The 13,329-nt window shown below is 60.1% G+C and carries 15 protein-coding genes and 1 pseudogene; 9 read left to right on the top strand and 7 right to left on the bottom strand.

Annotation, left to right across the window (positions count from 1 at the left end; translation table 11 throughout):
• Nucleotides 1-130: 130 nt before the first annotated feature.
• Both CKO36_RS12985 and CKO36_RS12980 read left to right on the top strand, forming a co-directional pair.
• Nucleotides 131-427, top strand: coding sequence for a hypothetical protein (locus tag CKO36_RS12985; RefSeq protein ID WP_200284483.1), 297 nt, complete (start codon nucleotides 131-133; stop codon nucleotides 425-427).
• Nucleotides 428-1,096: a DUF3782 domain-containing protein gene (locus CKO36_RS12980; protein WP_200284482.1), complete on the top strand. Its 669-nt coding sequence runs from the start codon at nucleotides 428-430 to the stop codon at nucleotides 1,094-1,096.
• A gap of 358 nt (nucleotides 1,097-1,454) precedes the next feature.
• Here CKO36_RS12980 and CKO36_RS12975 read toward each other — a convergent pair whose 3' ends face one another.
• Nucleotides 1,455-1,889 (bottom strand): hypothetical protein, encoded by a 435-nt coding sequence (locus CKO36_RS12975; RefSeq protein WP_242469591.1) that lies wholly within the window; start codon nucleotides 1,887-1,889, stop codon nucleotides 1,455-1,457.
• Nucleotides 1,890-2,272: 383 nt separating this feature from the next.
• Between CKO36_RS12975 and CKO36_RS12970 the strand changes: the two genes are divergently transcribed.
• The 4 genes and pseudogenes from CKO36_RS12970 to CKO36_RS12955 all read left to right on the top strand — a co-directional run bounded on the left by CKO36_RS12970 (nucleotide 2,273) and on the right by CKO36_RS12955 (nucleotide 4,370).
• Nucleotides 2,273-2,725 (top strand): type IV pilin protein, encoded by a 453-nt coding sequence (locus CKO36_RS12970; protein ID WP_275957856.1) that lies wholly within the window; start codon nucleotides 2,273-2,275, stop codon nucleotides 2,723-2,725.
• Between the two features lie 184 nt (nucleotides 2,726-2,909).
• The gene (locus tag CKO36_RS12965; protein WP_242469590.1) at nucleotides 2,910-3,320 is read left to right on the top strand and encodes an Rpn family recombination-promoting nuclease/putative transposase; all 411 of its coding nucleotides are present in this window, start codon (nucleotides 2,910-2,912) and stop codon (nucleotides 3,318-3,320) included.
• Between the two features lie 123 nt (nucleotides 3,321-3,443).
• Nucleotides 3,444-3,872, top strand: a pseudogene (locus CKO36_RS12960) (Uma2 family endonuclease); the annotation flags it as partial.
• A gap of 81 nt (nucleotides 3,873-3,953) precedes the next feature.
• Nucleotides 3,954-4,370: a hypothetical protein gene (locus tag CKO36_RS12955; RefSeq protein ID WP_200284481.1), complete on the top strand. Its 417-nt coding sequence runs from the start codon at nucleotides 3,954-3,956 to the stop codon at nucleotides 4,368-4,370.
• Between the two features lie 296 nt (nucleotides 4,371-4,666).
• On the opposite strand, the gene CKO36_RS12950 is transcribed toward CKO36_RS12955, so the two are convergent.
• Complete coding sequence (locus CKO36_RS12950) at nucleotides 4,667-5,002, bottom strand: TlpA family protein disulfide reductase (protein ID WP_338053477.1); 336 nt, start codon at nucleotides 5,000-5,002, stop codon at nucleotides 4,667-4,669.
• Nucleotides 5,003-5,245: 243 nt separating this feature from the next.
• On the opposite strand from CKO36_RS12950, the gene CKO36_RS12945 reads away from it, so the two are divergent.
• Nucleotides 5,246-5,479, top strand: coding sequence for a hypothetical protein (locus tag CKO36_RS12945; RefSeq protein ID WP_200284480.1), 234 nt, complete (start codon nucleotides 5,246-5,248; stop codon nucleotides 5,477-5,479).
• Here CKO36_RS12945 and CKO36_RS12940 read toward each other — a convergent pair.
• Genes CKO36_RS12940 through cutA form a run of 3 tightly spaced genes read right to left on the bottom strand, consistent with a single transcriptional unit; the run spans nucleotide 5,461 to nucleotide 8,719 of the window.
• Entirely contained in the window at nucleotides 5,461-6,099 is a 639-nt protein-coding gene (locus tag CKO36_RS12940) for a TlpA family protein disulfide reductase (protein ID WP_200284479.1), read from the bottom strand. The two genes, CKO36_RS12945 and CKO36_RS12940, sit on opposite strands and share 19 nt — an antisense overlap.
• Nucleotides 6,096-8,336 carry a protein-disulfide reductase DsbD gene (locus CKO36_RS12935; RefSeq protein ID WP_200284478.1) on the bottom strand — a complete coding sequence of 747 codons (2,241 nt, stop codon included), beginning with the start codon at nucleotides 8,334-8,336 and terminating at the stop codon, nucleotides 6,096-6,098. Before CKO36_RS12935 ends, CKO36_RS12940 begins: the two co-directional genes overlap by 4 nt.
• Nucleotides 8,337-8,368: 32 nt before the next feature.
• Nucleotides 8,369-8,719: a divalent-cation tolerance protein CutA gene (gene cutA, locus CKO36_RS12930; RefSeq protein WP_200284477.1), complete on the bottom strand. Its 351-nt coding sequence runs from the start codon at nucleotides 8,717-8,719 to the stop codon at nucleotides 8,369-8,371.
• A gap of 195 nt (nucleotides 8,720-8,914) precedes the next feature.
• Here cutA and CKO36_RS12925 point away from each other — a divergent pair, with 195 nt between their 5' ends.
• Nucleotides 8,915-9,349, top strand: coding sequence for an FxsA family protein (locus CKO36_RS12925; protein WP_200284476.1), 435 nt, complete (start codon nucleotides 8,915-8,917; stop codon nucleotides 9,347-9,349).
• Here CKO36_RS12925 and CKO36_RS12920 read toward each other — a convergent pair.
• On the bottom strand, nucleotides 9,346-10,530 hold the full coding sequence (locus CKO36_RS12920; RefSeq protein WP_275957855.1) for a glycosyltransferase: 1,185 nt from the start codon (nucleotides 10,528-10,530) through the stop codon (nucleotides 9,346-9,348). The two genes, CKO36_RS12925 and CKO36_RS12920, sit on opposite strands and share 4 nt — an antisense overlap.
• Before the next feature lie 8 nt (nucleotides 10,531-10,538).
• On the bottom strand, nucleotides 10,539-12,041 hold the full coding sequence (locus CKO36_RS12915) for a Do family serine endopeptidase (RefSeq protein WP_242469588.1): 1,503 nt from the start codon (nucleotides 12,039-12,041) through the stop codon (nucleotides 10,539-10,541).
• A gap of 299 nt (nucleotides 12,042-12,340) precedes the next feature.
• Here CKO36_RS12915 and CKO36_RS12910 point away from each other — a divergent pair, with 299 nt between their 5' ends.
• A complete protein-coding gene (locus CKO36_RS12910; RefSeq protein ID WP_200284474.1) occupies nucleotides 12,341-13,297 on the top strand; it encodes a L,D-transpeptidase in 957 nt (318 codons plus the stop codon).
• Nucleotides 13,298-13,329: the final 32 nt, after the last annotated feature.

Below are 13,329 nucleotides of genomic sequence, written 5' to 3'. Positions count from 1 at the left end.
AGCTCACGACATGAGGATCAATAGATGACCCAAGCCAACCCGACGCTGGATGATGTCTGGCGGTTATTTCAGGAAACCACAGAGAAGTTTCAGGAAACCACCGAAAAATTCCAGGAAACCGAGCGACGCCGTGGAACGCACCATCGACACCTGTGTCGAAGCCTGGAGCCAGGACGCCAAAATGGCGCACTACCTGACCCCACAAAGCATCCTCAAGCCCTGGCGCATCGAAGAAGTCATGGCCACGACCCGGAAACAGCCCACCCCGAGCTTGGTGCTGTCCCCCGAGTTCATCGAACAACACCGTCGCGCCGATGAACCCCATGACGCCGCCGAGGCGCGAATCCGCTTTGACGTTCAAACCGGACGCTTGCCACCGCCATCGCCAGATTTAAACCACCAAAGCTCACGACATGAGGATCAATAGATGACCCAAGCCAACCCGACGCTGGATGATGTCTGGCGGTTATTTCAGGAAACCACAGAGAAGTTTCAGGAAACCACCGAAAAATTCCAGGAAACCGAGCGACTGATCAAAGAATCAGCACAGGAAACCGACCGTCGCTTCCAGGAAACCGAGCGCTTGATGAAAGAGCAGAGGCAAGAAACTGAACGTTTCATGAAAGAGCGCGCCCAAGAGACGGATCGCATCATCAAACAGCTGTCAAAAAATCTGGGTGATCTTGGCAATCGCTTGGGCGAATTTGTCGAGCATTTGGTCGCTCCGGCCGTGGTGCGACTGTTTCGCGCTCAAGGCATTGAGGTCCATGCCGTTTATCCCGAAGTGTCCGCCAAGCGCAACGGCGAGGCGCTGGAAATCGATTTGTTGGTGGTCAATGACGGGGCGGCCGTGGCGGTGGAATGCAAGAGCAAACTGGTCAGCGCGCATCTTGATGCGCATTTGGAGCGGCTGGATAAACTCAAACGCGTGTTGCCGCTCTACAAGGATCATCGCATCATGGGCGCGGTTGCCGGCATGGTGGTCTCTGAAGCCGTCGCTGAACAAGCCATGGCCAAGGGGCTTTATGTGCTGTGCCAGAACGGTGAGCAGGTGGAGGTGCGCAATGCACCAAATTTCACCCCAGCCGTCTGGTAAGGTCAACCCAAAATGGCGTACAAATGACCTTTGTCGCACCCTCACCAACGAGACCACCGCCTGCCGGTTGGAGTGCTTGGAATTAGAGTTGCCAATGGCGGACATTTTCGAGGATCTGCCGGCTCGGGACTGATCAGTGAGTGCCGAAACGGCGAACAGATCGAAGTGCGCAATCCGCCCACCTTCACCCCGGCGGTCTGGTGATTGACCGCTGCTGGCGAGCGACCACTTTTGCCAGTATTTCTCTGCCAGTGGTTCTCTATCAATGGTTCCGGCATTGCCTAGCCAGCCAAGCTTCAATGGTGGCAGGATCAAGCCCGCGCAGGCGCTCTTCGGGATCAAGCCCACGTAGGCGCTCTTAAGGATCAAAGCGCTTGAGTACGGCTTCAGGATCGTTGCGGATGGCGTCTTCGACGGCCATGTCGTGAGCCTCGCGCAGAAATTGTTCCATGGAGTAGGCCATTTCAGGCACCTCGCGTCGATAGAGTTGGTAGAGGTATTCGAGCAATTCCCAGTGACCATGACGGCTGGGATGGGGATGGCGCGCGCGGTAATGGGCCAATCCCTGGCGGATTCGATGTTGTTCGCTGGCGAACAGTTCCCAGGCGGCATTGCGCGAGTGCTGGGCGCCCCAAGCGAGATGATAAACCCCCTGCCAGGCGGTGGGGTGCAGTAGGTAGTGGCGTTTGCCCTGTGCATCGGTTTTGAGTTTACGATAGTTAATATAGTGCCCGATCAGTTCATCCAGCACCCAAGCCGTGAGGGCTTCGTGATTCCACCACCCAGGGCGCATCGGCAAAGACATCCATCAAGGCAATGCCAAAGGCGCGGTGCCATTGGCGCAGCGGGGCTTTTTCTGTGGAATTGGGAGTGTCGGCGAGCATACAGCAAGTTTATCGGATTAGGCGCGGGTTGGCCTGGAAGGTCTTGATCCAGCAGACGCCCGGCGCTACCGTGTAGGAGCATTGCAGCATTGCAGCATTGCAGCATTGCAGCATTGCGGCAATGCAGTGCATTTCTTGCCGCCATGGTTGCTAGCTGCAACACGCCAACGGCTATGGCGATTTTTTCAACCCAAAGCAAAAAGGAGGCCGCGAGAGAGGTGATCTCACTGCGTTTGGCGTGGTGCACTCTCCTTCCCCAGCCGGAAGGCCGGGATTTCTCTCGTAAAAACAGATGATGATAAAGAAAAAGTATTCATTCCAGCAGGGGTTTACCCTGATTGAGCTCATGATCACCGTGGCCATCGTCGGCATTCTGGCCGCGATTGCCTATCCGTCTTACCAGCAGCATGTGCTGAAATCCTGGCGGGCCAATGGGGCCAGCTGTTTGTTGGAGCTGGCCAATCGCATGGAGCGCCGCTATACCGGCAGTTCAACCTATGCGCCGCCAACGCCCGATACCTTGCTAACTAGCGGCTGCGCGGCTGAAGGGGATATGCCCAATCGCTACACCTTTGCTTACGAAGGCACGCCGGATAACGCAGCGTTTGAGATTCGCGCTGTGCCGGTTACAGGAAGTCCTCAGGCTAGTGATCCCTGCGACACCCTGACGATCAATCACTTTGGCCAAAAATTAGTGGTTGGCGCCGATAGCGGCTGGGATGCGGATCGCTGCTGGCGTCGGTGACTGCCGACTACCCGATTGATCTGTTCCTGCGCAGCGGTCCTGAAGCTTTCCGGGTGCTCATCGGCAGCCCAGTGCTGAAAGGCTCCTACACAGCCTGCTCGCTGACCATCAAAGGCATCGAGCGTAGGCTCGATGGCCTGGTCGAACCCGATGAGCACGTCCACCTCATGCCAGCCCCACCTATGTGGTCGAATTCCAAGCCCAGCCCTCCGCCAAGGCGCTGTACAATCTCAATACCAAGATCGGCCTCTTCGGCGAAGAACACCTCGAACGGGAAGTGTTGGGCATTGCGGTGTTTCTGCGCGCGACCGATATTCCCGACTATCCAAGCTGGGTGCATGAACCAGGCTCGCCGATTCGCTGTGTCGCACTCAACAGCTTCCTGCGCGACCAGCTCGCGCACGAACCCGACAACCTGATTACACCGATTCAGGAGACGAAGGCGTATCAATCCATCTTTGCTGAGGGCGAGGGAAGGGCAAAGCGGAGGGCAAAGCCATCACCTTGCACCGCCAGCTCACCCGCCGCTTCGGCCCGCTGTCACTGTGGGCTGCACGGCTCATCGCTGCCGCCCCGAGGGCTCTATCTCTGTTAACCGCAATTCATCAGGAACTTGCCCATGTCAGCACTTGCCGAACAACTGCCCTTCGATGCTGAAGCCTATCTCGCTTGGGAACAAGACCAAGCTGACAAGCATGAATAGTATCGCGGTGAGGCCTTCGCCATGTTTGGCGCGCGCCAGGATCATGTATTAGTGGCTGGAAATCTTTACTCTGCGCTCAAACACCGCCTGCGAGGCAGCCCCTGTCGAACCTATGTGTCAGACATGAAACTCCGGGTTGTCGCCGCAGAGGCATTTTTTTATCCGGATGTCATGGTGTCCTGCGATGCGCGTGATCATGCCGCCGAGCTGTTTTTGCAATACCCGCGACTGATCATTGAGGTGCTGTTAGCGGGAACCTCGGCTTTCGACCGCAGGGCCAAGGCGGCCGCTTACCGACGGCTGCCGAGTCTGCGCGAGTACGTGTTGGTGGACATCGACGCACGCCGGCTGCAAGACTGCCACGAGACCACCGCCTGCCGGTTTGAGTGCTTGGATTTGGAGCTGCCGATGGCGGAAATTTTTGAGGATGTGAAGGGATCCTGAATCTGTTTCAGGAAATTCCAATATAGTGGTTACCGACTCCTCACTGTTGTAACTTAAGATCTTATCGAGAGTGATCGACCGATGGCACTTGCGCAAGAAGATATTCTGTTTATTAAAGAACACATCGGAGAATGGCTGGCTGAGAAAAGTCTCGGCAAGCCACCGGCCGTTTATGAAATTGAACTGCGCGAGCGCATGGTGCGAGTTGAAGAAGAACTCAGGCATCAGCGTGAATTGATGCGCCAAGGCTTTGAGCAAGTTGACAAGCGCTTTGAGCAGGTTGACAAGCGCTTTGAGCAGGTTGACAAGCGCTTTGAGCAGATTGATAAACGGCTTGAACTTTTAGAAAAGCGCTTTGAAAAAATTGACCAACGCTTTGAAAAAGTTGATCAACGATTTGATGAAATGCTCAAACGTCACGATCAGCATTTTCTCTGGTTGGTTGGTTTCATTGCAACCAGTGCGGGTCTCTTGGTAATGGCGATGCGTTTTTTATAAAGTAACAGGAGCATTGTATGACTCAATATTTCGGGTGCTGCCGCTGTATAAAGGGCATCGCATCATGGGCGCAACTGCTATTCATCACAGACGAGCACAAAGAACTTGTGCGAGGAGTTGACAAAGATGGCGCGCTTTGAACCTTGTCATGGCAAGGATGAGTGTCGGGATGATGGAACCCGTTGTTTGACCTGTGGACGCGACCTGGATGAGATCGCGCGGCTGCGGGATGCGATCGATGCCTTGGCCACGCTGGCGATTGATCGCGACTATGAGAACAGGGAGGAGTTTGCGAATTATGTTGCGCGCAAGTTGTTCAAAACCATCGGATACCGTCGGGATCGGCTGGGGTCAACCTGAGGTGCTGATACCTGTGCTGGCGGCGTAGTCGTGTCCGGCAGCAGGGCGCTGACCTCGGCGTTGAGCCGCTCTTCACTCAGCGCGCCGGCGTAGTGGAAAACCGCGTGCCCCTGGTAGTCAAAGACGATAGTGAACGGCAGTGACTGGGTGCGATTACCAAACCGCTGCGCGAGCTTCATTTCCTTAAGGCCGCCGAGCAGTATCTGATAATTGATGGTGCGCGTGGAGGTGAAGTCCTGGATATCTTCCGGCGTGTCGATGGCAATGCTCACCACTTGCAAGACCTCGGGTCCATAGCGCGCCTGTAAGCGCTCCAGCGCTCTCTCTGGTTGGTTGGTTTCATTGCAACCAGTGCGGGTCTCTTGGTAATGGCGATGCGTTTTTTATAAAGTAACAGGAGCATTGTATGACTCAATATTTCGGGTGCTGCCGCTGTATAAAGGGCATCGCATCATGGGCGCAACTGCTATTCATCACAGACGAGCACAAAGAGCTTGTGCGAGGAGTTGACAAAGATGGCGCGCTTTGAACCTTGTCACGGCAAGGATGAGTGTCGGGATGATGGAACCCGTTGTTTGACCTGTGGACGCGACCTGGATGAGATCGCGCGGCTGCGGGATGCAATCGATGCCTTGGCCACGCTGGCGATTGATCGCGACTATGAGAACAGGGAGGAGTTTGCGAATTATGTTGCGCGCAAGTTGTTCAAAACCATCGGATACCGTCGGGATCAGCTGGGGTCGGCCTGAGGTGCTGGTGCCGGTGCCAGTGTTGGTCGCGGGGCCGGTGCTGATACCTGTGCTGGCGGCGTAGTCGTGTCCGGCAGCAGGGCGCTGACCTCGGCGTTGAGCCGCTCTTCACTCAGTGCACCGGCGTAGTGGAAAACCGCGTGCCCCTGGTAGTCAAAGACGATAGTGAACGGCAGTGACTGGGTGCGATTACCAAACCGCTGCGCGAGCTTCATTTCCTTCAGGTCGCCGAGCAGTATCTGATAATTGATGGTGCGCGTGGAGGTGAAGTCCTGGATGTCTTCCGGCGTGTCGATGGCAATGCTCACCACTTGCAAGACCTCGGGTCCATAGCGCGCCTGTAAGCGCTCCAGCGCTCCGATCTGCATCAGACAGGGCGTGCACCAGCTGGCCCAGAAGTGCATTACCACTACTTTTCCGGCCCAGCGATGGCTATTGATCTGGCGACCGTCGAGGGTGGACAGGCGCAGATCGGGTAAGACAGCGGCGCGCTGAGGGGGCTGTTGCAGACTGAGCGCCAGATGCGGATGTCCGTCTATCCAGTGCTGACCAAAGAGCGCTACGCTGATACTGAGGGTGCCAGCCAGCAGGGTGACAAACAACACCTTAAGTGCGCTCATGGGGCAATCTCCTGCAAATGGGCGGCGAAGTCCTGGGGAGGCACGAAACCGACCAGGCGGAATCCGCTCAATTCCTGGCCGGTCGCATCAAAAAACAGCATCGCCGGTGGGCCATGCAGGCCGAAACGCTCCTGCATCAGCGCCTTGTCCGCTGCATCATTGGCGGTGACATCGGCTTGTAACAGGACGAAGTTGTCCATCGCTGCGCGCACCTCGGGAGCCGGGAAGGTGTCGCGTTCCATTTCCTTGCAGGACACACACCAGTCGGCATAGAAATCCAACATGACCGGCTGGCCCTGGGTGGTAGCAGTCGCCAGCTCGCGTTCCAGATCGGCAACGGTCTTGATGCGTTTGAATTGGGCATGGGCGCTGGCCTCGCCAGCTCCGCCGCTGGTGGTTAGTCCGCGCAACGGTTGCCAGGTATCGTGCCCACCAGCGGCGGCACCGACCAGCATCAGGGTGCCATAGATGAGCAGCGCCACCCCCAGTCCTTTCCACAGCTTGCGCCAACCGCTGTGGCCTGCCGGCAGCGCTTCGAGTGCACCCAAATAGACCGCCGAGACAACCAGCAGCAGCCCCCATAGCACCAGTGCCAGGGTGGCAGGCAGGATGCGCTCCAGCAGTAGGATGGCCACTGCCAGCAGCAGGATGCCAAAGACGGCTTTGACAGCATCCATCCAGGCGCCGGCGCGCGGCAGCAACTGGCCGGCTGAGGTGCCGATCAGCAGCAGGGGCGCGCCCATGCCGAGTCCCAGCCCTAGCAGGGCGAAGAAGCCCAGCACGGCATCGCCGGTTTTACCAATGAAAATCAGCGCCCCCATCAGTGGCGGAGCGACGCAGGGCCCAACGATCAGCGCCGACAGGGTGCCCATGATCGCGGCTCCGATTAGAGTACCGCCTTGCTGTTGGTTGCTGAGTTCAGTCAGCCGGGTTTGCAGAGCACTAGGCAGCTGCAAGTCATAGAAGCCGAACATCGACAGGGCCAGGGCCACAAAGACCCCGGCAAAGAGCACTAGCACCCAGGGGGTCTGGAAGGCTGCATTCAGGTTAGCCCCGAACAGTCCGGCGATGACGCCGACGATGGCATAGGTCAGCGCCATGGCCAGCACATAGGCCAGGGAGAGCAGAAACGCCTGCCGGGTGGTGATTTTTTGCCCCTGGCCGGCGATGATGCCCGACAGGATCGGAATCATCGGGAAGACGCAGGGCGTGAACGCCAGCAGCAGTCCCAGCCCGAAAAACAGCGCTAGAGCGCCGAAGATACTGACCTTGGCCAGTTGGGCGGCAATCTGATCCTGCTCGGAGACGCGTCCGCTATTTGTTGCTGCCGCGTCGGTCAGGGTCGTTGCTGGTGGCAGGCTGAGGCGGATGGTCTCGGTCACCGGCGGATAGCAGATGCCGCGCTCGGCACAGCCCTGGAATGTGGCGCTGAGTTCAATATCGGTCGCATCAGCGCGGCTGCGCAACAGCGGCACTTCGGCACGCAGCAGGCCGTGGTAAATAGCGACATCGCCAATGCTGCCATCCGGGCGCACGGTATCGGGTTTGATCTCCGCCTCCGGCAGCTCCAGCCGACCCAGCTGCACGCCGGCGGCGGCTGCGCGCTCGGGGTCAAGTTCCACCGCAATCTTGTCGCGGTACAGGTAGGTTCCCGGCGCGATATTCCAGCGCAGTTCGAGCCGGTCTGGCGCGGTGACGCTGGCATCAAAGACAAAGGCGTCTTCGGCGGCCAGAATCTCTTCTTCCAGGCCAAAGTTACGCGGACGCTCACCGCGCAGCGCGGCCATTGAGCGGGCGGTCTCCGCTACTGGCAGGGCCAACTCCAAGGCAACTTCTTGGGGCGGGTAGCAGAAGCCATCGTCGGCGCAGCCCTGGAAGCGAGCTAGCACCCGCAAGGGCTGCGCTGCATGATCGGTGCGCTCCAAAGGCAGGCGAATCTCCATCTGATCGCGGTAGATCTTCACCTCCCCAAAAAATTTATCCTGCTTGACTTCAGCCGGCGGAAACTGCGCTGGCTTCAGGCTCAGCCCCTGGGCATCACTGCGGAAGCGAAATTTGCTCTGATACAGGTAGTAGCCGGGGGCAATCTGCCAGCGCAAGGCAATCTCATTCGGAGTCAGGACTTCCGCCGTGGGCTGAAACGCCTGTTCGACGGGCAAAAATTCCGCTGCTGCCTGCGCCGGGCCGATCAGCATCAGCGTGGCGGCCAGCCACAGGATGCTCAGCCAGCTGAACATGCGCCACGGGCGAAGCCGCTCGGTGGGGGGAGTCAAGGCGTGTCGGGAGCAGGCGAGAGAGGTTTGGCGGTGCATGTGTCGATCCATTCCAGATACTGATCCAGCCCCGCGCTGACCGCAACGGCCAGCAACTCGGGCACTTCATAGGGGTGTGCCTGACAGAGACGTGCTTGCAGCTCAGGCAGTCGCGCCGAGGTGGTTTTCATCATCAGCAGCACTTCGGCATCCTGGCACAGGTTGCCTTCCCAGTGGTAAAAAGACTTGGCACCCGGCAGCAGGGTCACGCAGGCGGCCAGGCCCTCCTGAACCAGCAGTGCTGCGATCCGCTCGGCGCAGTCCAGGTCAGGACAGGTGCAGTAGACGATGTGGGCCGGTGCAGCCATGACTCAATGACTCCTGGGGCGTGAAAATCGGCAGACTTGGGTGAGCATTCTATACTGTTTGCCGTGGAATTTCGGCGCTGTTCCGCAACCAGGGATTGCGTTAGCCGCTCAGGGCGGCTAATGTCACAGCCGGTTGGGCATGGCGGTTGCGGCTGTGGCGCCCGGTTTGGTTCATGATGCTTTGCGAGGCTCACTGTGCTTTGGTTTCTGTTGTTGTTCGTCGGCACTCCGCTGGTTGAGCTGTATTTTTTGGTCAAGATTGGCACCGTGATCGGCGCCTTGCCAACCATCCTGTTGTCGCTGTTTACTGCCGCGCTCGGTGGCTATCTGGTGCGCGAGCAAGGGCTGTCGGTCCTGATGCGGGTGCGCGCGCTGCTCGATCAAGGGGCAATGCCGGCGCTGGAGATGCTCGACGGCGCCATTCTGCTACTGTGCGGTTTTTCACTCCTGCTGCCTGGTTTTGTCACTGATGCGGTCGGCTTTGTGCTGCTGATTCCATCGCTGCGCCATTGGTTGATTCGCCGCTATATCGCGATACAACCCGCGCCTCCTGTCAATCCTAGCTCCACCTCAACAAGCTACCGGGTCATTGAGGCGGACTATCGCCGCGAGGACGATCCGCCGCTTTAAGTCGGGTGAATGCCCTGAATGGCGTGCAGTCGTTCAAGATAGCGCTCGGCACTGATATCGGCGCGATAGTCCGCCACGGCGGCGCGCAGGGTCGCCGCAGGCAGGGGGGCATCCAGGGTTGCAGCCAGGGCGCGGGCCAGCGCAGCATCATCTCCAACTGGCACCAGGGGGCCGAAGCGTCCCTGCTGCAGAATTTCGGCCGGGCCGCTGGGGCAGTCGGTGGCAACCACCGGGGTGCCCAGCGCCAAGGCTTCGGTCAGCACATTGGGCGAGCCTTCCCAGGCCGATGACAGCGCCAGCAGATTGGCGCGGGCAATAAATGGGTAAGGGTTGGCGACAAAGCCCGGCAGATCGACTGCCTCGCCCAGGCCAAGTGCCCGGATAAGTGACTCCAGGTCCGCGCGCCCACCGCCTTCGCCCAGAATCACCAATCGGCACGGACGTTGCTGGCGCAGCCGCGCCAGGGCGCGAATCAGGGTGGGGAAATCCTTTTGCCGCTGCAAGCGCCCGATGCCCAGAATCACCGGCGGCTGCGCCGCCGTGGTGCTGTGCAACCAGGGATGCGTGCACGGTTGCTGCGCGCGGCTCTCCAGCGTCGGGGTAATCACCGGATTGCGCACCACATGAATGCGTTCGGCGGGCACTTGGGCGACAGCCTGAACATCCTCAGCCACACCGTTAGATACCGCAATAATGGTTTCGATGTGCGGATAGAGCCAGCGAATCAGGCGGTAGCGCAGCCAACGCTCCGGCGCTGAGCGCCCGGCCATGGCGGTGGACAGATGGGTACCCAGGCGCAGCGCAATGGGGGTCTGCACCCCCGCCAGCGCTCGGGCCAGCACCGCGCTGCGCCCGGCGCGATCCTTGGCCACCAGCAGAGCCGCCGGGCGCTCCCGGCGCAGATAGCGGGCCAACGCCGGGATGGCGAGCTGACTGTGGCGCCCAGCCAAGCGGTGTTGGCGAATGCTGGGGGGCAATTCCGCCAAATAGGCACAGTCAGCGCGCAGCAGCAGCAGATCAATGGCCAGGCCCCGGGCGTCCAGCGCGAGCAGCAGATTCACCAGCATGCGCTCAACGCCCCCGCTGCCAGAGAAGGAGGCAAGCAGGGCGATGGCTTGAGGATGAGCGGGCGGAGGACTCGGGGAACCTTCTGGGGAACGCCCCGGGCGATGATCAGACATGCCGCCGCTCAGCTCTTAAAGGGCACTGGCACAAAGCGCTGCTGGCCGTCCTGTTCGATGCGCAGCAGCACCGAGGGGCGATTTTGGGCGACAGCCTCGCGAATCAGCTTCACCACCTGCTGCGGCTGAGTGACCGCCTGCTGCCCGACCATAGAGATGACGGTGCCGGCACGCAGGCCCGCCCGCGCGGCCGGGCTGCGTGGTTCGACCTGGGCCACCAGCACGCCGGTGGTGTCCGGGCGCAGATTCAGCTCGCGACGTGATTCGGGAGTCAGTGGCGCGAGATAAACGCCTAGACGCGCCTGATCCTGGTCCTGGGCATGACCCGCAGCGGTAGCGGCCACCTGGCCTTCAGTGGGCATCTGACCGATGGTGACCGCCCGGGTCAGCCGCTGCCCACTGCGCAGCAGTTCAATCTGGGCCTGGGTGCCCGCGTCAAGACTGGCAATCAGCCGGGTCAGGTCGCGATAATCCTCCATCGCCTGACCGGAAACGCTTAAGATGACATCGCCATCGCGCAGACCGGCTGCCGCTGCTGGGCCGTTCGGCAGCACCTCGGTGACCAGTACGCCGCTATGATTCGGCAAGCCCAGGCTCAGGGCCACATCTTCGGTCACGGGCTGAATCTGTACGCCCAGCCAGCCGCGCTCCACATGCCCCTGGGTGCGCAGCTCGGCGACGATATCCGCGACCGTTTCGGCCGGAATGGCAAAGCCAATGCCGACGTTGCCGCCACTGGGCGAATAGATCGCCGTGTTGACGCCAATCACCCGGCCGCTGGCATCGAACAGCGGCCCGCCTGAGTTGCCGCGATTAATGGGCGCATCGATTTGCAGATAATCGTCATAGGGGCCGGAGTTAATGTCCCGCCCGCGCGCAGAGATGATCCCGGCGCTGACCGAGCCGCCGAGCCCGAAGGGGTTGCCGACCGCCAGCACCCAGTCACCAACCCGGGCGCCTTCGGCGCTACCCAGTTGTACGGCGGTGAGCGGCTCCTGGGTGTCGATTTTGATCAGCGCCAAATCGGTCTTGGGGTCGCGCCCGATCAGTGTGGCCGCGTATTCATCGCCATTGTTCAGGGTCACGCGGATGCGGTCGGCCCCCTGCACCACATGATTGTTGGTGACAATATAGCCGGTCGGGTCAATGATGAAGCCCGAGCCTTCGCCTTCGCGCGGCAGGGAGAACTCCGGTTCGGCATGAAAGCGGCGGAAGAATTCCGACAGGGGTGAGTCTTCCGGCACACCGGGTGGCAGTATGGACTGGCCGGCGCCGGTGCCTGAAGCTGATTGCTCGACGTTGATATTGACCACGGCATCGAACACCCGTTCGACAATGTCGGCAAAACTTGGCAGTGCCAGGCGCGCCGGTGCCGGAACGCTCGCCGGTTGGAGTGGAGCCTGGGTGGGTGGCGCCGCGATCAGGACACCGGGCAGGCCGACGGCGACGAGGCTCACAGCCGCGACCAGGGCGGCGGTGATTGTCCGGCGCAGTTGGTATGGGCGATGCATGCGGCTCACGCGGTGGTCTGGAAGTTGGCCTGGTTGTTTTAGAGTGACAGGATGCAATCTCTGGTGCATGGTGTTTCTAACCTTCCTGCTTGTTCATGAGTAAGCGATCAGTCAAGTTTGCGCTCAATGATGGTGGCGATTCAATGAACGCGGCTTTGCCCGCACATTACTGTTTTGTCATGTTCACGCCTCTTGAGGGAAGAAATTCTTTTGATTTTCCAAGTATTCGCGGTTTAATGTGCCGCTGCGCTTGGATGCTTTGTTTACGCGGATGATTATTGGTTTGGGGTTGTCGATTCATGAATAGAATTGCGACTGTAGCGGCCTGGAGCCCACGCTGGGGCTTCGGTTGTGGGCGCTCCGTGCTGCTGGGTCTGCTTCTGGCGCCGCTTGGGGCGATGCTGGGTGGCTGTAGTGAAACCGTGCCGGTGCGCGCTGAAGTCAGCGCGGAGGCCGATGCTGGGGCTGAGGCGTCGGGAACAAATGCAGAGGCCGACGCGGAGCAGGGCGCGGTGCCGGGTGATTCCTCCTGGCCATCGCCCAGTGGTGAGATTCCGTCCGCGCAGGAGGCGGCCGCTGCGGGCAAGCTGTTTGAATGGCGTGCCGACAGTCGTGACATTGATCGCATTGTGATCGATACCGATACCCAGCAGGCGCGCATGTTTGCAGACAATGAATTAGTCGGCTGGAGTACAGTTGCCACAGGTGTAGCCACGCATCGCACGCCCACCGGCGATTTTGCGGTGATGGAGAAGGTGGAGGACAAGCGCTCGAATCTTTACGGCCGCATCTACAACAGTCAGGGCCAGCTGGTGAAGCGCAACGCCCGTCAGGGGCGCGATGCCATTCCCGCCGGCGGTCGCTTTGTCGGCGCCCGGATGCCGCATTTTATGCGCATGACCTACGACGGTGTTGGCATGCATGCCGGGCGTATTCCCCGGCCGGGCCATCCCGCCTCGCATGGCTGCATCCGCATGCCGGCCGCCGTAGCCGATGAACTCTTTGATCGTGTGGATGCAAACACCCGGGTTACGGTGATCGGTTCCAAGGGGCCGAGTTATGGCAACTACGCTGAGCGCATTCAGCAGCGCCAGGCCGAATCGCAGGCGCTCCAGGCTGCCGCACGCGCCCGTGAACAGGGCACGGCGATTGATGCCCTGGATGCTGAGATTGCCGCCTTGCGCGGGGAAGATCTGCCGCTGCCAACGGCCAGCGAAAGCCGCCCGGCTCGCGATGCCGCTGTTCAGGAACCCTAACGCGCGGTGCGGTGGCTGGCGCGGCCAGTGGT

This window comes from Rhabdochromatium marinum (assembly GCF_016583795.1).
Taxonomy (GTDB): Bacteria; Pseudomonadota; Gammaproteobacteria; order Chromatiales; family Chromatiaceae; genus Rhabdochromatium; species Rhabdochromatium marinum.
Note: the sequence above shows the minus strand (reverse complement) of the source record. Positions and strands in the feature narration are given on the sequence as shown.